This window comes from Microbispora sp. NBC_01389 (assembly GCF_045040095.1).
In the GTDB taxonomy this organism is placed as follows: Bacteria; Actinomycetota; Actinomycetes; order Streptosporangiales; family Streptosporangiaceae; genus Microbispora.
In genome coordinates this window covers 2580421-2605726 of the sequence record NZ_CP109552.1, presented here as the reverse complement: position 1 = coordinate 2605726, position 25306 = coordinate 2580421, and the positions used below count along the sequence as shown (strand labels likewise).

General features: G+C 72.1%; 29 protein-coding genes and 1 riboswitch. Of the genes, 16 read left to right on the top strand and 13 right to left on the bottom strand.

All coding sequences use genetic code 11. From position 1 onward, the window contains the following. Positions 1 to 2 precede the first annotated feature (2 nt). Complete coding sequence (locus OG344_RS11805) at positions 3 to 407, bottom strand: hypothetical protein (RefSeq protein WP_405088248.1); 405 nt, start codon at positions 405 to 407, stop codon at positions 3 to 5. Between the two features lie 89 nt (positions 408 to 496). Then, positions 497 to 940 carry a hypothetical protein gene (locus OG344_RS11800; RefSeq protein WP_405088247.1) on the bottom strand — a complete coding sequence of 148 codons (444 nt, stop codon included), beginning with the start codon at positions 938 to 940 and terminating at the stop codon, positions 497 to 499. 269 nt (positions 941 to 1209) lie between these two features. Between OG344_RS11800 and OG344_RS11795 the strand changes: the two genes are divergently transcribed. Then, positions 1210 to 1563: a hypothetical protein gene (locus OG344_RS11795; RefSeq protein WP_405088246.1), complete on the top strand. Its 354-nt coding sequence runs from the start codon at positions 1210 to 1212 to the stop codon at positions 1561 to 1563. A gap of 72 nt (positions 1564 to 1635) precedes the next feature. On the opposite strand, the gene OG344_RS11790 is transcribed toward OG344_RS11795, so the two are convergent. From OG344_RS11790 to OG344_RS11780, 3 genes are all read right to left on the bottom strand, one after another. After that, a complete protein-coding gene (locus OG344_RS11790) occupies positions 1636 to 2121 on the bottom strand; it encodes a hypothetical protein (protein ID WP_405088245.1) in 486 nt (161 codons plus the stop codon). Between the two features lie 181 nt (positions 2122 to 2302). After that, the gene (locus OG344_RS11785; RefSeq protein ID WP_405088244.1) at positions 2303 to 2737 is read right to left on the bottom strand and encodes a hypothetical protein; all 435 of its coding nucleotides are present in this window, start codon (positions 2735 to 2737) and stop codon (positions 2303 to 2305) included. Positions 2738 to 2806: 69 nt separating this feature from the next. Then, positions 2807 to 3271, bottom strand: a complete 465-nt coding sequence (locus OG344_RS11780) for a hypothetical protein (protein WP_405088243.1) — start codon at positions 3269 to 3271, stop codon at positions 2807 to 2809. Between the two features lie 97 nt (positions 3272 to 3368). Here OG344_RS11780 and OG344_RS11775 point away from each other — a divergent pair, with 97 nt between their 5' ends. Then, positions 3369 to 4205, top strand: a complete 837-nt coding sequence (locus OG344_RS11775) for an SAM-dependent methyltransferase (protein ID WP_405088242.1) — start codon at positions 3369 to 3371, stop codon at positions 4203 to 4205. A 25-nt stretch (positions 4206 to 4230) separates the two neighbouring features. On the opposite strand, the gene OG344_RS11770 is transcribed toward OG344_RS11775, so the two are convergent. Next, positions 4231 to 6720: a DUF6185 family protein gene (locus OG344_RS11770; RefSeq protein ID WP_405088241.1), complete on the bottom strand. Its 2490-nt coding sequence runs from the start codon at positions 6718 to 6720 to the stop codon at positions 4231 to 4233. A gap of 158 nt (positions 6721 to 6878) precedes the next feature. Next, on the bottom strand, positions 6879 to 7916 hold the full coding sequence (locus OG344_RS11765) for a lytic murein transglycosylase (protein WP_405088240.1): 1038 nt from the start codon (positions 7914 to 7916) through the stop codon (positions 6879 to 6881). A 205-nt stretch (positions 7917 to 8121) separates the two neighbouring features. Here OG344_RS11765 and OG344_RS11760 point away from each other — a divergent pair, with 205 nt between their 5' ends. From OG344_RS11760 to OG344_RS11715, 10 genes are all read left to right on the top strand, one after another. Next, complete coding sequence (locus OG344_RS11760; RefSeq protein ID WP_405088239.1) at positions 8122 to 9231, top strand: HesA/MoeB/ThiF family protein; 1110 nt, start codon at positions 8122 to 8124, stop codon at positions 9229 to 9231. Positions 9232 to 9348: 117 nt separating this feature from the next. Then, positions 9349 to 9474 carry a hypothetical protein gene (locus OG344_RS11755; RefSeq protein WP_327049265.1) on the top strand — a complete coding sequence of 42 codons (126 nt, stop codon included), beginning with the start codon at positions 9349 to 9351 and terminating at the stop codon, positions 9472 to 9474. Between the two features lie 181 nt (positions 9475 to 9655). Continuing rightward, complete coding sequence (locus OG344_RS11750) at positions 9656 to 10297, top strand: DUF6879 family protein (protein ID WP_405088238.1); 642 nt, start codon at positions 9656 to 9658, stop codon at positions 10295 to 10297. A gap of 79 nt (positions 10298 to 10376) precedes the next feature. Next, positions 10377 to 11540 carry a hypothetical protein gene (locus tag OG344_RS11745; RefSeq protein WP_405088237.1) on the top strand — a complete coding sequence of 388 codons (1164 nt, stop codon included), beginning with the start codon at positions 10377 to 10379 and terminating at the stop codon, positions 11538 to 11540. A 93-nt stretch (positions 11541 to 11633) separates the two neighbouring features. After that, complete coding sequence (locus OG344_RS11740) at positions 11634 to 12062, top strand: hypothetical protein (protein ID WP_405088236.1); 429 nt, start codon at positions 11634 to 11636, stop codon at positions 12060 to 12062. Next, positions 12056 to 12289 carry a helix-turn-helix transcriptional regulator gene (locus tag OG344_RS11735; protein WP_150935945.1) on the top strand — a complete coding sequence of 78 codons (234 nt, stop codon included), beginning with the start codon at positions 12056 to 12058 and terminating at the stop codon, positions 12287 to 12289. Before OG344_RS11740 ends, OG344_RS11735 begins: the two co-directional genes overlap by 7 nt. Continuing rightward, positions 12286 to 13275, top strand: a complete 990-nt coding sequence (locus OG344_RS11730; protein WP_405088235.1) for an NAD(P)-dependent alcohol dehydrogenase — start codon at positions 12286 to 12288, stop codon at positions 13273 to 13275. Before OG344_RS11735 ends, OG344_RS11730 begins: the two co-directional genes overlap by 4 nt. 112 nt (positions 13276 to 13387) lie before the next feature. Continuing rightward, the gene (locus OG344_RS11725) at positions 13388 to 14314 is read left to right on the top strand and encodes an SPFH domain-containing protein (RefSeq protein ID WP_405088234.1); all 927 of its coding nucleotides are present in this window, start codon (positions 13388 to 13390) and stop codon (positions 14312 to 14314) included. 2 nt (positions 14315 to 14316) lie between these two features. Beyond that, positions 14317 to 14598 (top strand): hypothetical protein, encoded by a 282-nt coding sequence (locus tag OG344_RS11720; RefSeq protein ID WP_405088233.1) that lies wholly within the window; start codon positions 14317 to 14319, stop codon positions 14596 to 14598. Positions 14599 to 14612: 14 nt separating this feature from the next. Beyond that, positions 14613 to 15260 carry a GPP34 family phosphoprotein gene (locus OG344_RS11715; protein WP_405088232.1) on the top strand — a complete coding sequence of 216 codons (648 nt, stop codon included), beginning with the start codon at positions 14613 to 14615 and terminating at the stop codon, positions 15258 to 15260. A 162-nt stretch (positions 15261 to 15422) separates the two neighbouring features. Here the strand turns inward: OG344_RS11715 and OG344_RS11710 are convergent, their stop codons facing one another. After that, on the bottom strand, positions 15423 to 16004 hold the full coding sequence (locus OG344_RS11710; RefSeq protein WP_405088231.1) for a TetR/AcrR family transcriptional regulator: 582 nt from the start codon (positions 16002 to 16004) through the stop codon (positions 15423 to 15425). Between the two features lie 83 nt (positions 16005 to 16087). Between OG344_RS11710 and OG344_RS11705 the strand changes: the two genes are divergently transcribed. Next, positions 16088 to 17296, top strand: coding sequence for an FAD-dependent monooxygenase (locus OG344_RS11705; protein ID WP_405088230.1), 1209 nt, complete (start codon positions 16088 to 16090; stop codon positions 17294 to 17296). Between the two features lie 260 nt (positions 17297 to 17556). Here OG344_RS11705 and OG344_RS11700 read toward each other — a convergent pair whose 3' ends face one another. The 3 genes from OG344_RS11700 to OG344_RS11690 all read right to left on the bottom strand — a co-directional run bounded on the left by OG344_RS11700 (position 17557) and on the right by OG344_RS11690 (position 21007). Continuing rightward, positions 17557 to 19368 carry a family 43 glycosylhydrolase gene (locus tag OG344_RS11700; RefSeq protein ID WP_405088229.1) on the bottom strand — a complete coding sequence of 604 codons (1812 nt, stop codon included), beginning with the start codon at positions 19366 to 19368 and terminating at the stop codon, positions 17557 to 17559. Positions 19369 to 19675: 307 nt separating this feature from the next. After that, positions 19676 to 20266, bottom strand: a complete 591-nt coding sequence (locus tag OG344_RS11695) for a hypothetical protein (protein WP_405088228.1) — start codon at positions 20264 to 20266, stop codon at positions 19676 to 19678. 162 nt (positions 20267 to 20428) lie between these two features. Beyond that, a complete protein-coding gene (locus OG344_RS11690; protein WP_405088227.1) occupies positions 20429 to 21007 on the bottom strand; it encodes a helix-turn-helix domain-containing protein in 579 nt (192 codons plus the stop codon). Between the two features lie 7 nt (positions 21008 to 21014). Between OG344_RS11690 and OG344_RS11685 the strand changes: the two genes are divergently transcribed. The 3 genes from OG344_RS11685 to OG344_RS11675 all read left to right on the top strand — a co-directional run bounded on the left by OG344_RS11685 (position 21015) and on the right by OG344_RS11675 (position 23685). Further along, positions 21015 to 21674 (top strand): hypothetical protein, encoded by a 660-nt coding sequence (locus OG344_RS11685; RefSeq protein ID WP_405088226.1) that lies wholly within the window; start codon positions 21015 to 21017, stop codon positions 21672 to 21674. Positions 21675 to 21991: 317 nt separating this feature from the next. After that, positions 21992 to 22151, top strand: a riboswitch (cyclic di-AMP (ydaO/yuaA leader). 246 nt (positions 22152 to 22397) lie between these two features. Next, positions 22398 to 22793 carry a C40 family peptidase gene (locus tag OG344_RS11680; protein ID WP_327049251.1) on the top strand — a complete coding sequence of 132 codons (396 nt, stop codon included), beginning with the start codon at positions 22398 to 22400 and terminating at the stop codon, positions 22791 to 22793. 148 nt (positions 22794 to 22941) lie between these two features. Next, positions 22942 to 23685 carry an SAM-dependent methyltransferase gene (locus OG344_RS11675; protein ID WP_405088225.1) on the top strand — a complete coding sequence of 248 codons (744 nt, stop codon included), beginning with the start codon at positions 22942 to 22944 and terminating at the stop codon, positions 23683 to 23685. 19 nt (positions 23686 to 23704) lie between these two features. Here OG344_RS11675 and OG344_RS11670 read toward each other — a convergent pair whose 3' ends face one another. Together OG344_RS11670 and OG344_RS11665 are read right to left on the bottom strand one after the other, a co-directional pair. Then, positions 23705 to 23980 carry a DUF4872 domain-containing protein gene (locus OG344_RS11670; protein WP_405088224.1) on the bottom strand — a complete coding sequence of 92 codons (276 nt, stop codon included), beginning with the start codon at positions 23978 to 23980 and terminating at the stop codon, positions 23705 to 23707. Next, positions 23977 to 25245: an RNA-guided endonuclease InsQ/TnpB family protein gene (locus OG344_RS11665; protein WP_405088223.1), complete on the bottom strand. Its 1269-nt coding sequence runs from the start codon at positions 25243 to 25245 to the stop codon at positions 23977 to 23979. The genes OG344_RS11670 and OG344_RS11665 overlap by 4 nt, the downstream gene beginning before the upstream one ends. Between the last annotated feature and the right edge of the window lie 61 nt (positions 25246 to 25306).

Sequence of the window (25306 nt, the reverse complement as noted above, 5' to 3'; positions counted from 1 at the left end):
TCTCAGGAGTCCGCCGCGCAGGACTCCACGAGGCGCTGCACGTGCCAGCGGGCCGGAGTCGTCAGTTCGTCGGCGTACCGCTCCAGCAGGGCCGCGCACTCCACCGGATCGGCGATCTCGACGGGCGGCAGGACCAGGATCGCCTCCTCTCCGTCCAGCACGAGCTCGCCCCGCACGCCGAACGTGCCGTCCCCGGCCGCGACGGCGGTCTCGAACACGAGGTCGTGCCCGGGCAGCGCCAGCGCCACGCCGAGCCGTACGGCGGGCCCGGCCAGGTCGGAGATGATCTCGACGCGGACATGGGGGAAGAAGTCACGGGAGAGGGACCGTCCCATCTCGCTGAACCGCGCCGCCGTGCGCTGCAACGCCCGCAGAAGCTCGGCGGCGCCCTGACTTTTGGCGTCCACCTCCGCAGGGTAGATCACCGCCGGTAGCGGTTTGGCCGGATATTTAGGTCGGCCCGGAAATTTCCCCAGAAACCGCCGTCAGCGGGCCGTCAGCGGAAGGCGTAGCACTCGACCTCCGCACGCCGGCGGGTCAGCCCGCCGCCCGTCGACTCCTCCACGCACGCCCGCTGCGCGGCGCTGAGTTCGAGGGTCCCGCAGACGGAGATCCCGGAGTACGTGCGGCAGTCGAGAGCGGGGTTGAACGCCCCCACGACGTATTTCGCGCGCACCTGCGTCCGGCACCGCTCTCGCGCCTGGCCCGTCTTTGGGTATCGGCACTGGCCGATGAGCACGCCGTACTGCTCCTGGCTCACCTCCTGCCGCTCGACCCCTCCCTCGGGCCAGCCTTCGGGCGGCGTGGGAGCCTGCCGGTACGCGCTCCGCGGGCCGTTCCCCGGGCGTACGCCGGTCCCGGCGGCGACCGCCGCGACCGCGGCGGCCGTGCCGAGCGTCGTCATGGCGGCGAGCACGGAGACAGCGACGATCTTTCTCATGCGATCCCCCCGAGGAGGAACGTACCCACGGGCGACCACCCACCCCAGGTGCCTCCGGGGACCACACAGGACCACAAGGGACGACCGTGACCTCACATCATCGTGAGATCGGAGAAGTCGCCACGTTCCGTAAACAGAACATTGCGGAGTGTGGCCAAAGAAGATCGCGGGTAGATGTGGTCCCGGAACCGAAGGGGACGGCCTTCCGCCATTCAAACCCATTTTTCTCGGTCCAAATCCGGTCATTCTCGACACAACGGAGCTTTTACGTGCGATTTGTTCACGCAGTCACAACAGGCGCCCTGGTTCTCGCCGGGCTGACGGGCACGAGCGCGGCCGCGCTGGCCGCCGCCGGACCGTCGACTCCCTCCGGGGCGGTGGTCGACGGCTACCAGATCGTCACGCTGCCCAACGCGAACGTGCCGAACTTCACCCGGCGCACCGTGTACTGCCCGGCCGGCAAGCGGGCCGTCGGCGGCGGCGGTGAGGCGCAGGGCAACGACGCCGTCCTCGTGGGCAGCTTCCCCACGGCCGACGGCACCGGCTGGATCGCCCTCGGCCGGCAGACCGGCTTCAACAGCGTGGGCATCAGCGTCTACGCCATCTGCGCGTACACCAGCTGACGCACCCTGCCCTCACCCTGCCCGCGGCGCGCCCACAGCGCGCCGCGGGCGCGGTACGGCGAGCAGCAGGGCCTACCCCGAGGCGCGGGACGGGTGTCTTCCGGCCTGGGCGGGGGTGCGGGACATCCCGCGTGATGTCCTGCGTGCCATCGTGTGGGTCAGGGTGCGCGCGGCGCGGCGGGCGAGCGCCTTCGGGCGGGAGAGCCCCCGCGGGGCGGGGCGCCCGGCGGGCGGGTCCTCCCCGGAGGGCGCGGCGAGCACCTGGGCGATGTCGCACGCCCGGCTCCCCCGGCACAACGCGTTCTGGATGCCGATTCCCTCGTTCGCGACGTTGACGGAGACCTGCTGGGTGCCCCGGTTGCTGATGGGGCTCGACGCGGAAAGCGCGGGCTGCGCCTCTTCCCGCCCCGCCGACGCTCCCCGATCCGGCTGTGGCCCCCGCGAATGAGAGCCCGCGGCGGCGGGCGCCGCGGCGGCGAGAGTCAGCGCGAGCGACGCACAGGCGAGAAGCACCGAACCGCTCGGCAGAACCGGCCCGCCGTACCATCGCCACCTCATCGCGCCGCTCCCGTCAGCCGGACCGCTCCTGCGGCCCTTCCTCGTGCGGGCCGTTCCTCAGGCTAGTGATCCGGCTTTCCCCGACGTCCGGCACGCGCGGCGTCTTACGCCATCATTGCCATTTCCGTGGCACACGACCTGTTTTCATGAACGCACAGCCCGGAAAACGGGGCGGGTCAGGTCACCAGCCGAAGGCGTTGACCGGCATGTTCTGCCAGATCTTGCAGCGCTTCGGGCCGGGGCCGCAGAAGGCGCCCTGGGTGTTGATGCGGCCGCCGACCGTGATGCCGGTCTGCTGCTGGCCCATCATGAAGGTCGGGCTGTAGACGCCGTTGAGATTCTGGTTGAACCTGCCGTTCCCCGAGCCGAACTGCCGGGCCGTGGCCACCCCTCCGGCCGCCACCTGACCCCCGCCGCCGCCTCCGTGCCCGTGTCCGCGCCCGGCGGCGTACGTCGCCACTCCGCGGCGCAGCGGCGGAGTGCTCGCGCTCGCCTCCCCCGCAGTGGCGACCGAGACGGCGGCCGAGGCGAGCGCGACCACAAGGGCGGCCAGTGTCAGGCGGCCCGCCGCGAGCGCCGGCACCGTTCGCACCCGGGGCGCGCAGTCGCGGGACATCTGGAAACACACCTACTCACCAAGGCCATCCGGCGATGGGCCTCGTCGTGGATATGAGCAACGATGCCCTCATACCCCGTTCGACGACCTCGGTTCCGGCCATGCCAAGCGCGTCGTGGGTCGTGACTCAGCTTTTGCCGCGAGCCACGGCACCCGCACGTCACTGGGCGGCCGGTGCCGCGGGTGCGGACACGGGAGCGGACGACGGGTCCGGCCTGCCGTCCTGCCTCGGTGACGTCCAGTCAGGCCACGCCGGCGAAGACGTCCGCGGCGCCGGGGAGACGGACCGCGCCGGCAGTCCTCGCACAGGGCGCGCGGCCGTACGCGTGGCTCGCCGATGGGCGGCCCGCACTCACGACAGCGGACCAGCGGGTAGAGATGCCTGCGCCCGCGCGGGTCGAACAGCTCGCGTACGCAGTCGGGGCAGATGCGGTGCTCCTTCCGGAGGCCGTGCGTGTCGAGGTCCACCGGCACGCTTCCCGCCCGCGCGGAAGCACCGGCGGCCCGGCCGCCGGGAGAGGTCAAGATGCCCATGGCGTCCGCACTGCCCCGGGTGATCGGGGCTAATCCCACGAGCATCGATCGCCACAGACGTCACATATTGTGTATTTCGACCACCGGCGGGAGACTGATGATCTCGATCGGCACGGCAGACCGGAGAACCACGGTGACCGACGGATCAGGATCCCCCGCGATCGACTCCTCCGCCTCACACTCGGCCCGCGTCTGGAACTACCTCCTGGGTGGCAAGGACCACTACGCCGTGGACCGCGAGGCCGGCGACATGATCCTCCGGATGTTCCCCGACATCGCCCGGATCGCCCGCCAGCAGCGGCGTTTCCTCGTCCGCGCGGTGCGCTACCTGACCGCCGAGGCCGGTGTGCGCCAGTTCCTCGACATCGGCACCGGCCTGCCGACCGCCGACAACACCCACCAGGTCGCCCAGCGCGCCGCCCCCGAGAGCCGGATCGTCTACGTCGACAACGACCCGCTCGTCCTGGTGCACGCGCGGGTGCTGCTCACCAGCACGCCGGAGGGCAGGACCGACTACATCGAGGCCGACGTGCGCGACACGGACACGATCCTGGCCGCCGCCCGGAACACGCTCGACTTCGACCGGCCCGTCGCGCTGATGATGCTCGGGATCCTGGGCCAGCTTCGCGACGAGGAGAACCCGGGGGCGGTCGCGGCCCGCCTGCTCGACGCCCTGCCGTCCGGCAGCTATCTGGCGGTGAGCGACGGCACCGACACCAGCGAGGCGCTCGTGCGGGCCATCGAGGTCTACAACGCCAACTCCGCGAGCTCCTACCACCTGCGCACCCCCGAGGCGATCGCCCGCTTCTTCGACGGCCTGGAGCTCGTCGACCCCGGCGTGGTCACCACCTCCCGCTGGCGGCCCGACGTCGCGGACGCCGAAAGCGGCCCCCGCGCGGTGGCCGCGTTCTGCGGCGTCGGCCGCAAGCCCTGACGGCGCGGGCCGCCAGGCCGGGCGGCTATCCGCCCGGGCGGCTCTGGAACAGCTGGGCGTCGGTGCTCGGTGGCGCCTGTGCCGAGGTGTCGACCTGGGAGGTGATGTCGATGCCGTGCCTGAGCTGGGTCCACAGGCCGAGGATCGCCGCTGCCTGGGCCACGATGAGGGCGATCCCGCTGCCCGCCGTGCCGAGCCGGTAGACGACGGCCACGGGGGTGAGCCGCGACGCGAGGCCGCCCGGACGGGTCTGGAGCGTGCGCGCGTCCATGAGGACGGCGACCACGGTCAGGACCAGGAAGAGCAGCAGGACCCGGACGAGAGAGCCGCGCACGGGGGCCTGTCCGATGAGGTTGTTCACCATGGCGTGCGCCCCCGTGGCCGCGCCGTACGCGAGCACCGGCACCACCCCCTTGAGATAGCCGCGCCTGCCGGGCAGGCGACGCCACAGCGCGCCCAGCACGAACCCGGCGACCGGCCAGATCAGCAGCCCTCCGATCAGGTCGCCGGCCAGCCCGTAGAACCCGCTGGGCTCGCGGAGCCGGTCGAGCCAGCCGTCGTGGCCCGTGCTGTCGGTGCTCCAGGTGGCCCAGATGAGGAACACGGCGGCAGGAGCGCCCACGGAGGACGCGTACCGCGAGGCGAGCCGCGCGTTGGCCCACCACGAGCCTCCCGGGCCGCGCGACAGCGCGAGGTCGAGCGGGGCCAGGCCGTCCTCTCGTCGGGGATCGAGGCCGATCTCCCCGCGTAACCGCCCGATGCGCTCCACGACCGGCTCGTTCTCCCTGTGGTAGGCGGCGTCGTCCATGTCGCCCGCGGCCCAGCGCCGGCGCAGGCCCTTCTCCCGCGCCTCCAGGGCCCGGTGCTCCTCGACGATCACGGCGAGCCGGCGTCGCGACACGCCCGGGTCCGGGGGCTCGGCCCGGCGCGTCAGCCGCAGCAGCAGGGGCAGCACCGTCAGACCGGCGAGCGCGGCGAGCGGCACGGGCATCCCCGCGTACGTGCTGGGCCACCTGATCGTGCCCACGACGAACAGGAAGACGACGAGCCACGCGGTGAGCGGCCCGACGGTGTCCGTGCGCCGTCCGTGCAGGCGCAGCAGCAGCAGAAGCAGGAGCACCACCAGCGGCCACATCAGGTACGCGAGGTTTTCCAGCAGGAAGAAGGGCGACCCGACGACGCGCGGCAGATTCGCCCAGATCTGCAGCATGCCGGTGACGGCCGCGTGGGCCACGAACCCCAGGGTGAGCAGCGCGAGCCCCGGGACGCTCCATCGGAGCAGCGCGCGGACGGCCCGGGGCGTCCTCCTGTCCGGCACGCGGGCCGCCCGCACCGCGATCACCCACGCCGCGCCGGTGAGCAGCAACGCCGTCGCGGCCGCCGACGCCACCAGCGTCAGGTTCGGCTGTTCGTCGACGTGCCGCACGGCCAGGGGCCCCAAGCCGCTGACGGCGACGAGCGCCACTCCCGCGAGCACCACGCCGCCGAACGCCGGACCGGCGAGCGCGTCGAGCCCTGAGCCGGTGGGCCCCGCCCCGGTGGACGCAGGGCCGGGCCGCCGGATTCGCCGGCGCGCCGACCGCCACGCGGCCGTGCCTAGCGGCGCCGCCAGGATGACGATCGCCCCCACGTCCGTCAGGCCGAAGAGGTGGGCCGCGAACGCCGTCCCGCTGAGGACGAGGACGGCCATGATCGTCTCCACCGCGATGATCATCGCGAGTGCGCCGAGCATGATCCTGATGAGCGCGCGCTCGCCCGGGTCGGCCGCGCGCCGGCGGAGCAGCACGAGCAGGACGGCCAGCAGCAGGTACGGCAGGGCGAAACCCAGGTAGCTCGCGACCGTGAGCACATCCGCCCCCCGCGAGCCGGTCCAGCGCTGGAACGCGGACCGCGCGGACATCCGGAGGGCCACCTTGACGCGTGGCGGGGCGGCGGCGTCCCGCCACACGTACGTGTGGCCGGGCCGCACCTCCGACGGCAGGGGCGTCACCCCGCGCACCTCGGAGTCCGGCGTCCGCACGGCCACGGCCCGCCACCGCGCCCGGGCCAGCCCGGGCGGCGGATCGGCCGGTACGGGCAGCAGCGCGACATAGCAGGTCCGGCCGGACGTGCGACTCGACCACAGCCCGGCGGACTCCCCGGCCCACTCCTCGCCGTACAACCGCACGGGAGTCTCCTCCGTGCTCCGGACCACGACCTCGGCGCCGTCCGGCGACATCGTGGCGCTCGACGGGCCGCCTTCCGGAAGCAGGCAACCGTCGGTGGTCGTGGCGCCGAGCAGGGCGGCGGCCCCCGCCCAGTCGCGGGGCACGCCGACCCACGTGGTGCTCCTCAGCACGGCGGTGTCGTGACCGCGTTCCTCGACGGTCACGGACGTCTCGACCCAGGCGGACGGTGGCGGGCCCGACGCGCACGACGCGGCGGCGGCGAGCGCCGGGCGCGGGCCGAGGGCCGGCACCGCGAGGAGCGCCGAGGTCAGGGCGGCGGCGCCGAACACCGCCGCGACGCGCGTCATTCCCCTGACAGCCGTCATCCACCGCACAGCCGGCCTCCCCGCCGCGATTAGACCCCCAGAGGATCAGTCGCTCGGAAGGCGGCATTGGTTACATCGAGTCAGGCGAAATGTGGGTGAGAAGGCCGCCGCCCCGCCGTCAGGGACCGCTCAGGGGCCGCTCAGGGGCCGCTCAGCCGCCGCTCGCCCTTCGTCGTGATCACGTACACCTGCCAGTTGTAGTAGGCGTAGTAGTTCCTGATGTCCCGCTTCATCTGGCGTGCGTGCAACAGGACGGCGTCGACGTACGCCTGCGAGTGGTTGTAGGCGTACAACGCCCGCCGGTAGTCGCCCGGCGCCCCGGACGCGTGCAGATAGTTGGCCGCGGCGAGCAGGGCGTCCGTGGTGTCGTCGATGTCGCCGCCCATCCCGTACGCCTTCCAGGTGCCGGGCATGAACTGCATCGGCCCCTTGGCGCCGACGTAGCTCGGCGACCGGACCCGGCCGAACTTCGTCTCCACCAGCATGACGGCGGCCAGCACCTGCCAGTCGATCCCGAACCGGCGCCCGGCCCGGCGGAAGCCGTCGAGCAGGACGTCCGCCGGTTCGGGCGGTTCGATGCGGAACTTCACCGGCCCGCTCACGGGGTGGGCGAGGGACAGCAGGTCGCGTACGGCCGTCACGTTGTCCCGCGCCCGCACGGCCTGGTCCTTCGGCAGCCTGCCGTAGGTGCGGGACGCGACTTCGGGGTCGCGGGCCAGATGACGGTAGAGGCGCTGCTCGTACAGGGCGAGCAGGACCACGGGCTCGGGGGCCTGGCCCTTCGCGGGGTCCCCCGTACGTCTCCAGTCGTCGACGGCGTCCCGCAGCAGCGCGGTCGTCCGGGTCAGCGCCTCGGCCAGCGCGGCGGGGTCCTTGGGGATCTTCGCGTCGGGCGCGGGCGGCTCCGCCTGTGCGTCCGGCTGTTCCGGTGTCTCCTGCCGTTCCGGTGTCGCCGGCGCGGACGGGTCTCCGGAGGGCCGCTCCGGCGGCGTCGCGGAGGCGGCCGGAGCCTCGGCCCCGCCGGAGACCGCCGGCGACCCCTCGCCCCGCGCGCCGGCGCAGCCGGACAGCGAGACCAGGCCGGCGAGCCCGCCGGCGAGCAGACCGGCGAGCAGGCGCGGACGCCGCGACACGGAGCGGAACGGGACACGACTGGTACGGGCACGCTGATCGTTCATCGCCTACAACGTATGCCCGGCGGCGCGGTTTCCCGTCGTCTCGGCGCCCGGGGCGCCGCGCGCCGCCGTACCCACGCCCGCCCGGGCAGACGGCGGCGACGGGAGAGAAAGAGCCGGCCGTAACCTTTTCTGGCCGTACCCCATATCCCGATTATACCGAATCGGCTATTGACCGGATAAGTGACCGGGCAGTAATGCTCGACTCGTGCGCCTGCCCCGGGTGAAATACGAGCACCGGCCCTACCGGTACGAGGACGGCACCATTCGCATCGGCGGCGAGATTCACGGAATCGCCGCCGAGATCGAGGATCCCCGCGGTTGGGTCTGGACCGCCCTGTGCCTGATGGACGGCACCCGCTCCCGCGAGGACATCGCCGACCGGCTCCGCCTCGCCCATCCGGAGTTGCCGGACGCCGAGTCGGTCGTCGAGCAGCTCGTCGCGACCCGATACGTGGAGGACGCCGCCACCGCGCCGCCCGCCGCGCTGAGCGAGCGGGAGCTCGACCGGTACAGCAGGAACCAGGCGTTCTTCCGGGTGGTCGGCCCGGGCCCGCACAGCTGGGAGGCTCAGCTGCGGCTCAAGAGCGCGCGGGTGGTGGTGCTGGGGCTGGGCGGCACGGGCAGCCACGCGGCGTGGGCCCTCGCCGCCGCGGGCGTCGGCCGGATCCACTGCGTGGACCCTGATCGGGTCGAGCTGTCGAACCTCAACCGCCAGGTGCTGTATGGCGAGGCCGACGTGGGACGGCCGAAGGCGGAGGCGGCCGTCGCGCGGCTGCGTGGCGTCAACTCCGACATCACCGTCACCGGCGACCGGCGGCGCGTCGGCAGCCGCCGCGAACTCGACACGCTGATCGCGGGCTACGACGCGCTCGCCCTCTGCGCGGACCGGCCGGACGGGCACGGCATCAGGGTGTGGGCCAACCGCGCCTGCGCCGCGGCCCGGATCCCGTGGGTGGGCGGCGGATACAGCGGGCCGCTGGTCACCGTGGGCTGCTTCACCCCGGAGGCCGGCACCTGCTACGAGTGCCTGTGCGACGGCGAGGAGGCCCGGCGCCGCCCGGGTACGCCGGTGGACCTCGGCGGGCCGGGAGTGATCGCCACATCGGCGGGCCTTTCCGGGCAGTTCGTCGCCCACGCGCTGATCGGGCTGCTGACCGGGGTGTCCGCGCCGCCGGCCGGCGTCATCCGGGGAGTCAACCTGCTCGCCGCGGACCACCTCGTGTGGGTCAGCCATCCACCCCGCCCCAGCTGCCCGGTCTGCGGGACAGGGATACGCGCCCGTTTCGATTCGACGGAGCACATTTCCCCGGCATGACCGAAACGGCGATTACCAGAAGGAATTGACACAATCCTTGACTGCGTGGCGACGGCGGCGAATGCTGAACGCGTTCTCGCGAGAACATCCCTGTCCCTCACCCACGAGAGGAACCGGATGAACCCCAACGAGCCCGACATCGAGACCGCCGACGAGGCGGCCGCACCGGTCAAGACGAAGATCACAATCCGGCTGCTCGACAAGATCGAGACGACGAACGCCAGCAACAGCGTCGGCAACTGACCGCCGGTCCCGGCACCGTGGCGTGCGGGCGCGCAGCGGGAGCGCCCGCACACCGCCGATGCTCGCTCCCGCGCGGTGGCCCCGACCGGCCCTGCCCCGCACCCCGACGCCGTACCGGCCCCGTACCGGCCCCGCACCGGCCCTGCCCCGCACCCCGACGGACGGCCCGAAGGAGGGAAGGGTGGACTCCACCCGCACCATCTTTGACGACGTACGGCAGGCCGACGCGCGGACGCTGCCCGCCGGCGCCTACCAGGCCGAGTTCGCCGAGGAGTTCGACCGGGCCCCCGGTGTGGTGTGGAAGCTCGAACGCGCCCAGGAGTTCCACGAGCCCGAGGTCCCCAGCTGGCGGGCGATGATGGCCGGCGACTGGGAACGTTCCCTCGCCCTGATCGCGGAGATGCGGGAGCCTCTCACCGGCTACTACCGGACCCACCCGGAGACCCGCAGGCTCCGCGTCGTGGAGACCCCGCTCAGCCCCTATCTCCAGTGGGAACTGCGCGTCCTGGCCGTCCGGGCGGCCGCCGGCGAGCGGCCGCGGGTGCTCCCCGCCGGCGCCATACGGGAGTTCGAGCGCACCGCGCCGCTCCCCGAGATCGTCGTGGTCGGCCCGTCGCTGCTCTACGAGGTGCTGTACGACGAGATCGGCGAGCACGTCGGCGCCCGGCGCGTCACCGACCCGCGCCTCGCCGGCCGCTGCCGCACCGCGATCGGAACGCTCTACGAGCGGGCGGAGGACGTGCGGTCGTACGTCGAGCGGGAGGTCCTCCCGCTGCCGCCTCCCGCCGTCTCCTCCCGGTCGCGCGGCACCTTCCGCCGCTGACCCCCGGTCGCACACCTTGAGGCCGCGATGAGCCAGGACGCCGGGCGGCGGACGGCGGACGGGACCCGGATCCGGCTGCGTGACCTCGCGTTCCGGCGGGACGGGTCCCAGTGGATCGTCGGCCGCCCGGACGGAGGAGTTCGCCGCCGTGCCGTACGAGGGCATGCGGGCCATCAGGCTGCTGACGGAGGGGGCGACCGTCGAGGAGGCCGAACGGCGGCTGCGCGGCGAGACGGGCGCCGACCTAGACGTGCGCGACTTCGTCCGCACCCTCGGCGAACTCGGTTTCCTGGAGGAACCGGGCGGGCCGGCCACCCCGCCCGAGCGGCCGACGTTCCCCCGGCTGCGCGCCCGCCACGTGCGGTGGACGCTGAACCCGCTGCTCCACACGGCGGTCGCCGGCCTGGTCGCCGCCGGAGCCGTGACCGCGGTGATCAGGCGCGAGACGTTGCCGGGCTGGCACGACCTGCTGTGGTCCGAGCGCGGCACGCTCGTCCTGCTCTCGCAGATCGCCGTCGGCTGGACGCTGATCTTCCTGCACGAGATGGCGCATCTGTCGACCGCCAGGGCGGCCGGGGTGCCGGGCCGGATCCGCCTGGGCACCCGGTTGCAGTTCCTGGCCGTCCAGACCGAGGTGTCCGGGATCTGGCTGGCCGGCCGGCGCGTCCGCCTGACGGTCTACCTCGCCGGGATGGCCGTGGACGCCGCGGCCTGCTCGGCCGCGGTCATCCTGGCCGCCGTCCTGGGCCGGCACACCGTGCTGTCCCTCGTCACGCTGACCTCGGTGTCGATGCTGACCACCCAGTTCCTGGTGTTCATGCGCACCGACGTCTACTTCCTGCTGCAGGACCTGACCGGCTGCCGGAACATGTACGGCGACGCCACCGCCTGCGCGCGGCATCTGGGGCTCCGGCTGCTCGGCCGTACGGAGCCCGACCCGCTCGCCGGGCTGCCCCGGCGGGAGCGCCGCAGCCTCCGGGCGTACGCGGTGCTGCTGGTCGTGGGCACCGCGGTCTGCCTCGGGACGGCGTTCGCGGTCACGCTGCCCGCGACGCTCGTCCTGCTCGGCCGGGCCGTGCGCGCGCTCCTCACCCCCACCGGACTCCTCCCCGTCCTGGACGCCGCGGCGGTGCTGCTGACCGCGCTCGCGTTCCAGGTGGCCTGGGCGCGGGCCTGGTGGCGCAGGCACGGCCCCCGCCTGCGCGGCACGCTCCCCCGCCCCCTCAGCCGCCCGCGGCCGTAGCCATCCGGAGTCGTGTAAAAAATCCTGTACATGAAGTCAAAGATTGGCTACCTTGGAGATGTCAAAGATGTTGGACATCGAGAGGAGTCGGTCATGACTCACCTGGAGAAGCGCGCCTGGATCAGGCTGGTCGTCGCCGTGCTCGCCTACACGGCGTACGTCGTCGCCGTGCTCAGGCGGGCGGACGGAGGCCCGTTACCGGACGTGCCGTACACCGCCGCCCTGCTGTGGTCGGTCGGCGGGGCCATCGCCGCCACGATCGCGGCCGAGATCGGGATGGCGATCGTGAACCCCCGCGCCTCCCGCGTGCAGGACGCGCGTGACCGGGAGATCGGGCGGTTCGGCGACCACGTCGGCCAGGCGTTCGTCGTCATCGGCGCGGTGGCCGCGATGCTCATGGCGATGGCCGGGTGGGACCGGTTCTGGATCGCCAACGTGGTCTACCTCTGCTTCGTGCTGTCGGCGGTCCTCGCCGGGATCGCCAAGGTCGTCGCCTATCGCAGGAGCCTTCCGGAATGGTGAAGCCGACCCGCGTGACCAACCGCATCCGCACGCTGCGGTTCACGCACGACGAGATGACCCAGGCCGAGCTCGCCGAGCGCATCGGCGTGACCCGGCAGACCCTCATCGCCATCGAGCAGGGCCGATACTCGCCGTCCCTGGAGATGGCCTTCCGGATCGCCCGTGTGTTCGGCGTTCCGCTCGACGACGTGTTCCAGTACCCCGAATCCCCGGAGGAGACGCCATGAAAGCCATCGTCCAGGACGCGTACGGCCCGGCCGACGTGCTCGAACCGCGTGACGTCGACCGGCCGTCCATCGGGGACGAGGAGGTGCTCGTCGAGGTCCGCGCCGCCGCCGTGGACCCCGGCGTGTGGGTCCTCATGACCGGCCGGCCGTACCTCATGCGCCTCGCGGGCTTCGGGGTGCGCCGGCCGAAGGTCCCGGTCCGGGGCCGTGATCTGGCCGGAGTGGTGGCGGCCGTCGGCGCCCGCGTGACCCGGTTCCGGCCGGGTCAGGAGGTGTACGGCACCTGCGAGAGCGGCTCGTACGCGGAGTTCGCGAGGGCGCGGCAGGGCAGGCTCGCGCCGAAGCCGGCCGGCCTCACGTTCGAGCAGGCCGCCGCGGTGCCGGTCTCCGGCATGACGGCGCTGCAGGCCGTCCGCGACGTCGCCCGCGTCCGATCGGGGCAGCGGGTGCTGGTCATCGGCGCGGCGGGAGGCGTGGGGTCGTTCGCCGTGCAGATCGCCAAGGCGTACGGCGCGAGCGTCACCGGCGTGTGCTCGGCGGCGAAGGCCGGACTCGTGCGGTCGCTCGGCGCGGACGACGTCGTCGACTACGCCCGAGAGGAGATCGACCGGGACGGGCCGCGTTACGACGTCGTCATCGACACCGCGGGCAACCGGCCGCTGTCCCTGCTGCGCCGCGCCCTGACCCCGCACGGCACGCTGGTGATCGTCGGCGGCGGGCACACCGCGTACCGCTTCACCGGGGGCATGGGACGCACGTTCCGGGCGCCACTGCTGTCGATGTTCGTCGGTCAGCGGCTGCGCCCGGTGATGAGCCGGGAGCGGGCCGAGCACCTGGAGGAACTGACCCGGCTCGTCGAGTCCGGCGCCGTCACCCCGGTGATCGACCGTGTCTGTCCCCTCGCCGCCGCGCCCGACGCGATCCGCCACCTCACCGGAGGACACCCGGGCGGCAAGGTCGTCGTCACCGTGAGCGGAACGGCCTGAGCGACGGCGAAAGAGGCACGGCGAAAGAGGCACGGCGAAAACGGCGATGGGCGACCGTAGGCAAAGTGATATCACTTTGCTACTATCGTGCTAGACACCGAGGAGCGTGGACATGACAGACCTGCGGATCGCCGTCGACATGCCGGCCCCCCAGACACACGAGCGAGCGGCCCGGGAGACCGCGGGATGGCCGATGCTGATCCTGTCCCTGGTGGGCCTGCTGAGCCCCTGCGTGCTGGTCCCGGCCGGGATCAGCATCGCGGCCGACGGCAGCGCCGGGCCGGGAGTCGTGCTGGCCGCCGCCGGGGTGCTGATCCTCCTGGCGGCCGTCGTCGTCCTCACCGGGCTCACCGCGGTCGCCCCGGGCGAGGCGCGGGTGATCCAGTTGCTCGGCCGCTACGTGGGCACGGTCCGCACGCCCGGCCTCCGCTTCGTGGTCCCCTTCACCCAGAAGCGCCGGGTGTCGACCCGGATCCGCAACCACGAGACCGACGTCAGCAAGGTCAACGACGCCGACGGCAACCCGATCGAGATGGCCGCGGTGGTGGTCTGGCAGGTCGAGGACACCGCGAAGGCCGTCTTCGAGGTGGACGACTTCGTGGAGTTCGTCGCCTTCCAGACCGAGACCGCGGTCCGCCACATCGCGGGCGGCTACCCGTACGACGGGCACGACGACGTGCTCTCCCTGCGCCAGAACGCCGACGAGATCACCGGCCGCCTGTCGGCCGAGATCCAGGCCCGGGTGGCGTCGGCGGGGGTCAGCGTGATCGAGTCGCGCATCACCCGCCTGGCGTACGCTCCCGAGATCGCGCAGGCCATGCTGCGCCGCCAGCAGGCCGGAGCGGTCGTCGCGGCCCGTCAGCGGATCGTGGAGGGCGCGGTCGGCATGGTCGAGGCCGCCCTGGCCCGCCTCGACGAGCACGACGTGATCGAGCTGGACGAGGAGCGCAAGGCCACCATGGTCAGCAACCTGCTCGTCGTCCTGTGCGGCGACCGGGACGTGCAGCCCGTGGTCAACACCGGCTCCCTATACCGCTGACCGTGGCGACCGACCGGAAGAGCATCCTGCTGCGGCTCGATCCCGCCGTGCACGACGCGCTGACCCGGTGGGCCGGCGACGAGCTACGCAGCACCAACGCGCAGATCGAGTTCCTGCTCCGCCGGGCGCTGGCGGACGCGGGGCGGCTTCCCCGCGACGCCGCCCGCATCCCCCGGCGTGGCCGGCCTCCCAGGGCCTCGGCCCCGCCCGACGGCTCCGCGGCCCCCCAGGAGCCCGAGAAGCCCGAGAAGCCCGAAGGCGGCGCTCCGCCCGGAGACGACTGAGAGAAGGCGACCGTATGGACGTTCCCGGCTCCCTGCCGGCCCGGCTCTACCTGCTCGGCTACGACTCACGCAAGGAGCGGGTGGTGACGAACTACCGCTTCCCGTACCTGCTCCGCGCCGCCGCGCTCACCGAGCTGCTCATCGGCGGCCGGATCGCCGACGAGCGCGGCAAGGTGCGGGTGGTGAGCGAGGACCCGCTCGGCGATCCGGTCCTGGACGACCTGCTGCGCCAGATCGCCGAGGGCCGCCCCAAGCCATGGCGGCACTGGATCGGCAAGGACGGCCGCGCGACGGTCCAGGCGGTCCGGGACGAGCTGGAGACGCGGCACTGGGTCCGCGTGGAGCTGCGCCAGCCGGTCCTCCTGGTCTTCAACAGAACCCTGGTGCGAGTGCGCGATCCGCGCGTGGTGAAGCGGCTCGCGGCGCAGGTCGCCAGCGCGCTCAACGGTCCCATGTCCCGGGTCGGCGAACGGGAGGCCGCCCTGGTCGCGCTGGCCGCCGCGGGAGAGCTCGGGACGGTGCTGCCGCGGGCCAGGCGGAAGGCGCACAAGCAGCGCATCGCCGAGCTGAGCGAGCGCGGCGGACCGGCGGCGCCCGCCCTGCACAAGGTCATCCAGCAACTGCACGCGACGTCCGCCGCCGCTGTGAGCTGGGGCGGCTGACCCCCCGTACGACGTCGTACGTCCCGGCGTTCCGGGGCGGCGGGTCCGGGGCGGCGGGTCCGGGGCGGCGGGTCCGGGGCGGCGGGTCCGGGGCGGCGGGTCCGGGGCGGCGGGCGGGCCGGCGGGTGGGCCGGCGGGCGCGGCGCGCTCGGGCCGGGGGCGTCACTGCGCGGCCAGACCCGGGGTGATCGTGCGCAGCGCCTCGGCGAGGTCGGCCGCCGACGGCGCCTCGCCGGGATCGACGAGCCACTGCGCCGCCATGCCGCCGAGCAGCGCCTGGTAGAACGCGCCGACGGCCATCGCCTTCCGCGCGTCCGCGGCGGGGTCGAGGTTCTCGAACAGCGCCGCGAGTCCCAGCTTCGCCTGCCGGTTGGCCGCCGCGAACGCCTCCCGCAGCTCGGGCAGGCGATCCATCTGCGCGATGAGCTCGAACTGGATGGCCCACAGGGGCCTGAGCCTCGCGAAGGACTCGATGATCCGGGTCCAGGTGGCCTCGAACCGCTGCGCGGGCGTCCCGACGGGCGCCGGTCCGGCGGCCAGGGTCCGCTCGATCTCCTGGCCCCACTCCTCCATCGCCTCGACGAGGGCCGCGTTGAGCAGCGCCTTCGTCGACCTGAAGTGGTAGCCGATGGAGGCGAGGCTGGTGCCGGCCGCGGTCGCGATGTCACGCGCGGTGGTCCCGGAGTACCCCTTCTCCATCAGGCACCGCCTCGCACCGGCGAGCAGGTCTTCCCGGTTTCCCATGCGCAGATCTTAGCCGATCCACATACCGATGTCTGAGACATCTGTACTAGACAAAATATTGAGACGTTTGTACAGTCCGGGTTGTGACGAACATCCTGATCTCCGGCGGAAGCGTCGCCGGGTTGACGCTCGCCCACTGGCTGCGCCGGTACGGGTTCACCCCCACCGTCGTCGAACGCGCTCCCCGGGTCCGGGAGGGCGGCTACAAAATCGACATCCGGGGCGCGGCACTCGACGTCGTCGGCCGCATGGGACTGCTGGACGAGGTGCGCCGGCACAACACGGACATGCGCGTCGCGCGCTTCGTCGACGCCCGCGGGCGGCAGGTCGCGACGATGAGCGCCGAGGTGTTCGGCGGCCGCGAGGGCGACGACGTCGAGATCATGCGCGGCGACCTCGTCCGGATCCTGCACGCCGCGACCGGCGACGGCGTCGAGTACGTCTTCGACGACTCGATCACCGCCCTCGACCAGACGCCCGAAGGGGTGCGTGTCACCTTCGAGAACGGTCCCCCGAGGACGTTCGACCTGGTGGTGGGTGCCGACGGCCTGCACTCCAACGTCCGCGCGCTGGCCTTCGGCGAGGAGTCCCGGTTCGTCCGCGACCTCGGCCACCACATCTCGATCTTCACGGTGCCCAACCACCTCGGCCTGGACCGCACCGAGATGATGCACCCCGCGCCGGGCCGGAGCGCCGGGATGTACGGCACCCGGCGAGACGCCGACGCCAGGGCGATGTTCCTGTTCTCCTCGCCGCCGGGGGCCGGCGACGGGCGGGACGTCACCCGGCAGAAGAAGCTGCTCGCCGAGGTCTTCGCGGGCCAGGGCTGGGACGTCCCGCGTCTCCTCGACGCCATGTGGGACGCGCCCGACTTCTACTTCGACTCGATCAGCCAGGTGCGCATGGACCGCTGGTCGTCGGGCCGCGTGGCCCTCGCGGGCGACGCCGCCTACGGGCCCTCACCCGCGTCCGGGCAGGGCACCAGCCTGGCCCTGGTCGGCGCGTACGTGCTGGCCGGCTGCCTGGCCACCGCGGCCGGGGACCACGCCGCCGGGTTCGCCGCGTACGAGCGCGAGATGCGGCACTTCGCCGAGGAGAACCAGAGACTCGCCGCGGCCAACATGAAGGGCATGGTCCTGAGGTCCGCGGCGCGGATCCGGTTCCAGATGCTGATGCTGCGGCTGATGCCGCACCTGCCGGGGAAGGACCGGATGATCGAGCGGGTCACCGGGCCGATCCGCCGGGCCGCGACCGCGATCACGATCAGGGACTACCGGGTGCCGTCCGTATGAGCCGTCCCGCCGGGCCGATGGGCCGGGCGTCTCGGGCCGGGCGTCTCGGGCCGGGAATGCCGGTGCGCCCGGCTGCGCCCCCACGACGGAACCGGGCGCACCGAGTCTGCCCCGGGCCGGCCCCGAACCGGCGGAAAGACGGCGGCGAGACGGCAGGGGAGGGCGGCGAACCCACGTCCGCCGTCGCGAGGCCGGTGCTCGCGCGGATCCGGTGGGTTCGCCGCCTCCTGGTGGACGGCCCCGTCAGGGCGCCGCCGGCCTCACGAGCCGGTGCAGGTGAGGGTGGGAGTCGACGCCGTGCCGTTGGCGAGGAAGCCGAACGTCGTCGACGCGGACGGCGCGAGCGAGCCGTTGTACGAGGCGTTGCTCACGGAGACGGCCGAGCCGCTGGTGGTCAGCGTGCCGTTCCAGACCTGACTGATGGTCTGGCCGCTCGCCAGGGTCCACTTGACGGTCCAGCCGCTGATCGCCGAGCTACCGGCCGTCACGGTGACCTCACCCTGGAAACCGCCGGACCACGTGTTGGTGGTGCTGTAGCTCGCGCTGCAGGCACCGGTGACCGGCGGAGTCGGCGTCCGCGTGGGTGTGGCAGATGGCGACGGCGACTGGCTGGGCGACTGCGTCGGGGACGGGGAGGGCGACGGGGAGGGCGACTGCGTGGGCGTGGCCGACGGCGACGGCTGGCCCGCACCGCTGAACTGCCACCAGTTCACGTTGAACAGGTTGCCGCTGCCGCCGGTGAACTTGAAGTACAGGTCGTGGGTGCCCGTCGCGCCGTTCACCGAGCAGGAGACGGTGGTCCAGGTCTGCCACCCGCCGGTGCCGGGGACGTTGCACGTCCCGACCAGCGTGCCGTTGACGCCGTCCAGGTGAAGCTCGATCTTGCCGCCGGAGGCGGCCGAGGCCACCCGGGCGCTGAACGACGTCGCGCCGGACCCGAAGGCGACGCCCTTGACCTTGATGTAGTCGCCGTTCTCGATGAACCCGACGTTCATGCCGCCCTCGGTGGACACCTCGGTCTCCACGCCCGACTCCCACGCGATCGTCTCGGCCTCCTGCCGGACGTACGGGTTGAGCGTGCCGATCTGCGGTGCCCCGGTCGTGGTCATGTTGATCGTCGGGATCGAGCCGTCGGAGCCGTAGGTGAACTTCTCCACCGCGACCGAGCGGGTGTAACCACCACCGCCCGGCAACGCGCCGTTGTGGTAGAAGAAGTACGACCCGCCGTTGTAGTCGATGATCCCCGGGTGGTTGGTGAAGCTGCTGCCCTGCGTCGACATGATCGTGCCGCGGTAGGTCCACGGCCCGGTCGGGCTGGACGACGTCGAGTAGGCGATGAACTCCGAGCAGCACTTGGCCGCGAACACCATGTAGTACAGGCTGCCCCGCTTGTAGAACCAGGGCCCTTCCTCGAACAGCGTCGGCCGGTTGGCGTCACCGGTGCGGGTGCCGAACCCCGAGGTGGTCAGGCTGACCTTCGTCGCGCTGCCCGAGTAGGAGATCATGTCGGTGTTCAGCTTGACGTACCACAGGTTCGGGTTACCCCAGTAGAGGTAGGCCTGCCCGTTGTCGTCGATGTAGACGGTGGGGTCGATCTCGCCGTTCTCGACCAGCGGCCGCCCGATGGCGTCCTTGAAGGGACCGGTGGGGCTGTCGGAGACGGCCACGCCGATGGCCATCCGGCCGGTCGACCGGTTGGTCGTGGGGACGTACCAGTAGAACTTGCCGTTGCGGTAGATCGCCTGCCCTGCCCACGCGTCCGACTTCGCCCAGCTGAAGGTGGCCACGCTCAGCGGGGAGCCGTGGTCGGTCCAGTTCACCATGTCGGTCGTGGAGAAGACCCGCCAGTCCTTCATGGTGAAGTAGGTCGAGCCGTCCTCGTCGTGACCGGTGTAGAGGTACACCCGCCCGTTGTAGACCAGCGGAGCCGGGTCAGCGGTGTAGATCGTCTGGACGATGGGGTTGTCCGCCCTGGCCGTGGTGGCCGGCAGCAACGCCATCACCGACAGCAGGCCCGCCATCCAGACGACACCGCGCTTGAGCCGGGCCCGAAGCGTGAACGCCGATCCCATACTCACCTCCTGGGATAGTAACCACTCGACTCGCGCATCGACACGTTCGGCGGCGCCAGGTCCTAGCTAGTTGTTAGCGCTAACAATTATCGACGCGTACCGCGGCGACCGTGGACATCGCCACCGCGCGGAGCCAATCCCATACGGGCGTGGTGGTCAAGGTTCCGGGCCCGCACGGCGGCGGCGTCACGCGCGCGGGCCACCCGTCCTGAACTGTGCCCGGAGTGCCGCTGCCGGGGCCTGCGCACCCGCGAAGGGTGTGAAACTTTCAGCTCCCCGACGGGGCGGAAACCCGCCCATCCGCGGGTCAGCCACCCGGGCCGACCGCGTTGTCCGGCGCGCCGTCGCCCGCCGTGGGAAGGTCGCCTCGTTCCACCGGCACGCGGGGCGGCGTGGTGCCGGCCTTCCCGTCGCCGGTGGCGCGTCGTGCCCCGCCGACGGCCGTCTTCAGCGCCGCCCGTCCGACGTCCGTCACCCCTCCGCCCAGCTTGATGAGGACGTCTCCCCGGAGCGCGACGTACTCGTGACGGTCGCCGGCCATCCGATACCAGCCGACCTCGTCGTGGACGCAGAGGACCAGCGCGTCCGGCGGTGTAGCGAGGTTGATCGGAGTGCTCCGGCACACGTCGTCGCCGAAGGTGCCCCGATCCACCCGCAGTTCCACCTGACGCCCCCCGGCCGAGGTGTAGAAGACGCCGAACCCCTCCTCGCCGATCCCGCCCATGGACTGCTCGGCCATCTCGTATCCCGGCAGGTCGACCAGATAGACGAGGTCGGGCGCGACCCCCAGCGCCCGCAGGCGGCCCATGTCCACACCGGAGGACCCCGCCACCACGGACCCGCACGCGCTCAGGCAGGCGAGCCCGAGAGCCGCCACCGTGACCCATGCGCCCCTCATCCGATCAGTGTCCCAGCCGCGCGGCCGGAGCGCCTCACCATTGAGGAGAAGGGCGTTCGACCACCGCGCGAACCGCATCGTCGCTCCTTGACGGCCTGAAGGTGGCCCCATGATGCGGTGGAGGGCCGCGATGCGTCCCCGGGACGGTTCAGCGGGCGTCTCCTACGCGCCGCGGGGTTTCGCCCGGACGTGCATGCGTTCGCCCTGCGTGCCAAACAGGCTGAGGATCTCCACCGGCGCCTCGCCGGTGCTGCCGAACCAGTGCGGCAGCCGGGTGTCGAACTCCGCGGCCTCCCCCGCCTTGAGCACGAGGTCGTGTTCGGCGAGGACCAGTCGCAGCCTCCCGTTGAGCACGTAAAGCCACTCGTAGCCCTCGTGCGTACGCGGCTCGGGCTCACAGCGGTCCACCGAGATGATCATCTTGTACGCCTGCGGCCCGCCGGGGTGCTGGGTCAGGGGCACGATCGTGGAGTCCCAGCGGGTGATGGGCTTCAACCGCACCCGGGGGTCGCCGACCGGCGGCGCCCCGACGAGTTCGTCGAGCGGCACCTGGTAGGCCCGCGCCAGCGGCAGCAACAGCTCCAGCGTGGGCTTGCGTTCGCCGGACTCCAGGCGCGACAGGGTGCTGACCGAGATGCCGGTGGACTCCGCGAGCCGACTCAGCGTGCTGCCGTTCTGCCTGCGCAGGGCCCGCAGCCGCGCGCCCACGGAGGCCAGGACCGCGGCGTCGTCGTTTGCCATACCGGCAATGCTACTTGTCGAATCCGCACAGAGGCTCGCGCCAGCGGCGAGGCACTGGACCGGGTCCGCGTGGCGGAGCGTCCGGCTGCCGGGCCGCGCCTCCGCCGTCGACGCGTACAAGACCGGCGTGGCCTGGGCGGCGGGCGTCAAGGGCGACCGGCCCTCGATCATGCGGTGGAACGGGAAGTCGTGGACCCTGGTCCCGGCGCCGGCCCTCACCCTTCCCGCGCCGGACGCCGTCGTGACCATCCAGGACATCGCGGTCGTGGGGTCGAAGAACGTGTGGGCCGTCGGCGGGGTCGGCTGGGAAGGCGCCGACGAGCAGGGTGACGACGTGAACTTCGGCCGCACCCTGGTGATGCACTGGAACGGCAGGTCGTGGACCGTCTCCGTCGGCGCCGCCGACGCCCAGCCGTACACCGGGGTCGAGCCGGACGGCAGGGGCGGCGTGTGGGTCCTGCAGGGGCACTGGAACCCCACTCTGTGGCAGGTCACGGGCTCGACGTGGCGACAAGCCCGGCTCGTCCGGAAGCCCGGCACCGGCGCCGTCGTGTTCTCCGTCGCCCGCAGGCCGGGAACGACGACGATGTGGGGCGCGGGCTTCACCGTGCCGCAGGGTGACCCCGACGACCCCTCGGCGAACGGCACGTTCTGGCGCACGCAGTGACCCGCTGAGGTCACCGGGGAGCGGTGCCGTCCCCTGTGGGGTGCCGCTTCCCGGGTCCCGTCGCGAAGGTTCCGCATCTCACGCTGCTCCGGCCCATGCCCGGAAGGGTGTGACGCGCGTCACTTTCGGCAACCCCGGAAACCACTCTGACCTGCGACTTCTCGTTTTATGATCCCTTTATGCGCTCATAATCCCATTTGCACCCTTTGCGGCAATATGGCGTTACTTGGTAGTTTCCTTGCCCAACGAACCCGGCAGTCCGTGTTCGGAAAGAGCATCCACTGTCACCGGCGCCATGTCCTCTCCCGCCCCCCTGGGCGCCGGTGACGCCGAATCCGTGCAGCAAGGAGGCCCGGAGCCGGGGAACCAATCGACCTTCGACCCGAAGGTCCGGGGTGAATCGGCGCGTCAGCGCTGTAGGGCGACTTCCCTGCCCGAATCCGTCAGCTAACCCGGTAGGCGCAAGCGGAAGACCGTAGGAGAGATCCCCTGTTCGCCAACCCCACCACCCTGCTTCGCGCTGCCTGCGTCACCCTGAGTAGCGCAGCGCTCACCGTCTCCCTGGGAGGCTTCGGCGCACTGCCCGCCGGCGCCGTCACGGGGACCGTGCCGGCCCCGCCCCCGGACTCGACGGCCATCCCGCCGGAGCCCCCCGTAACGGCGTTCACCCCGTACGCCGGAGAGACCGCCGCGGCCACCACGGCCACCACGGCGGAGGCCTCCGTGAACACGAAACTCACCAAGGCCGCTCTCCAGCAGGAGAAGGCCGAGCACGCCATCGAGGTGGCCAGAAAGCACCTCGGCGATCCCTACGTGTGGGGCGCCACGGGCCCACGCGCGTTCGACTGCTCCGGGCTGGTCCAGTTCGCCTGGCGCAAGGCCGGCGTCAAGATCCCGCGTACGACGTGGTCCATGCTCAGCGCCGTCAGGAAGAAGGTCTCCCTGGCGAGTCTCAAGCCGGGTGACCTCATCTTCACCAGTGGCGGCGGCCACGTGGGCATGTACATAGGGCACAAGAAAGTGATCAACGCTCCGCACTCCGGCGCGGTGGTCCGGGTCGACCGCCTCAAGGGCTACTGGCGGAGCAACTTCGTCACCGCCGTACGCCCCGGAGCGTGACCCCGGCGTCGCGGACGACACCCCCGGCGGAGATGTCCGGTCACATGTGACGGCGTCTCCGCCGGAGGGCGGCCCTGCCGGCGACACGCCGCCCGCCGCCGCGAATCCGGCTTGCCGAAAGCGTGCAGGGATGCGGAAGGATTGGGTCATGGATCGCCAGCTGATCAGCCATCTCGCTCATCGGGACCACCCCATCGCCGCACCGGTCTCCGGCGCCAACGTGACCCGGCTGCTGCGCCGGGCGCGGCTGGCCGAGGGGGCGCGGATCCTCGATCTCGGCTGCGGCGAGGGCGCCTGGACGCTGCGCGCGCTGGCCCTCTACCAGGACGCGACCGCCGACGGCGTGGACATCGACGCGCACGGGCTCAAGGCGGCGGAGCACGCGGCCGAGGTCCAGGGCGTCTGGGAGCGCATCCGGTTCCACGAGCGACCGGCCGCCGGCTTCCCGGTCGCCGAGCAGTACGACCTGGTGCTCTGCGTCGGGGCCACGCACGCCTTCGGCGGGCTCGGCCCGACCGTCGAGCACGTCCGCCGCTATCTGCGGCCGAACGGGCTGGCGCTGGTCGGCGAGGGGTTCTGGGAGCGCGAGCCGACCGAGGAGGCCCTCACCCGGCTGGGCGCCACGAAGTCGGAGTTCCTCGACCTGCCCGGCACCGTCGCCGCCGCCGAGGCCGCCGGTTTCGACGTGGTGTACGGGTACACCAGCGACCTGGCCGAATGGGACGAGTACGAGTGGTCCTGGACCGGCACGCTGCTGCGCTGGGCCAACGAGCATCCCGGCCCGGACGCCGACGACGCTCGCGCGGCGGCGCTGGAGCACCGCGACATGTGGCTGCGCGGTTATCGGGGCGTCCTGGGGTTCGTCACGCTCCTCCTCCAGCGGAGGAACTGACCCGATCGCCCCGGGGTCCCTACAGCTGACGCAGCACCTCCATGGCGTCCTTCTCCACGCGCGAGAGATCGTGGAGGATGACGCCGGCCTGCTCCAGGTGTCCCGCGTCACCGCTCTCCCCCGCCTTCTCGATCAAGGTGGACACCCCCGTCCACAGACCGGCGGCCTCGGCGTACAGCCGATGTCCGGCGCGGAGGCGGCCGTCGCCGATCAGTGCGGCGCACTCGTCGAGGAAGTCACGTTGAACTCCTCCCCGGCCTGAAGGCCGGAGATTCTCCCGTCGCGTCGCGGTCAAGCGGCGTGCGGGGGTTGACGCTTCGCGGACCGGGCAGCCCCGAGGTCTCCACGTCCTGACACCGCGGTTCCTGCGGCGTTGCGTATGTTGATCGCGGCGTTGGTGTCGGCGTGCCCGGCCCACCCGCACGCGGGATTCACGCACGAGTACCGGGTGCCGTCCCTGGAAGCCGAGTCACGGTGCCCGCACCGGTGACAGGTCTGCGACGTGCCCGGGGCGGGCACCTTCACCATCAGGCCGCCGCGATCACGGGTTTTGTACTCCAGCAGGGTGACGGTCCGGCCCCACGCCTGCCCGGTGATGGCGCGGTTCAGCCCGGCCTTCTGCCGCACGTTCCGGCCGGGTTGGTCGATCGTGCCGCTGGCGGAGCGGACCATGTTCGTGATCGTCAGGTCTTCCACCACGACCACGCCGAAGGTGCGCGCGAGTTCGGTGGTGGTCTGGTGCTGCCAGTCGACGGCTCGGCGCTTGGCTGTCGCGCGGAGCCGGGCGATCCGGTCGTAGGTGCGGGCCAGCCGTTTGGACGTGGGCCGGCCGGGAGTGCGAGTGCGGCGCTGCCGGGCGGACTTCTTCTCCAGTCGGCGCAGGCGTTGTTTCTCGCCGTCGCGCAGCCAGGGCCCGTGCTCGCGCATGGTGCCGTCCGACAACGCCAGAGCGACGGCGATTCCCCGATCGACCCCTGCCACGGGGCCGGGGTGGGCGGCCGGGGCCGCCGCGACCACTGCTTCGGTGCGGAACACGATCTGCCACCCGAAGGCGTCCTTCACCAGCCGCGCGCCGGTGATCCGCCCGGCCGGGCCGCCCCTGGTGACGCCGGGAAGATCCCTGGTCCACCGAAACCGGACCCGCCCGACCTTCGGCAGACTGACCGCACCCCACCGCCGGTTCACCCGCGTGACCTGCAGATCGCGGGCCTGCGGCACATCCACCGCCAACCGGGTCCGGAACCGGGCCTTGAACGTGGGCCGTTTGGCGGGGTGGCCGGGATCGAAGAAGTTCGCCCACGCCTGCCGGTAGGTTTTCAGCACCGCTTGCGCTGCCTGGGCGGGCAGCCGGCCCATCCAGTCGATCTCATGGCGGGCCGCCCGGATCGCGGTGTCGCACTCCTTCACCGTCGGAAACCGGCCCTGCCGGAAGGTGACGTACTCGTGCAGCAGGTTCCACAGCGCGCGGGCGGTGTGCGCCTGACCGTCCAGCACCGCCACCTGGGCCGTGCTCAGGTCGAGTCGCGCCACGTGCGCACGAGCCTGCCTGGTCACCTCCACGCCCTGATCGTATCCCTCTGGTTTATGTCATCGTGATGGAATCCACACCCTGAGTGACCCC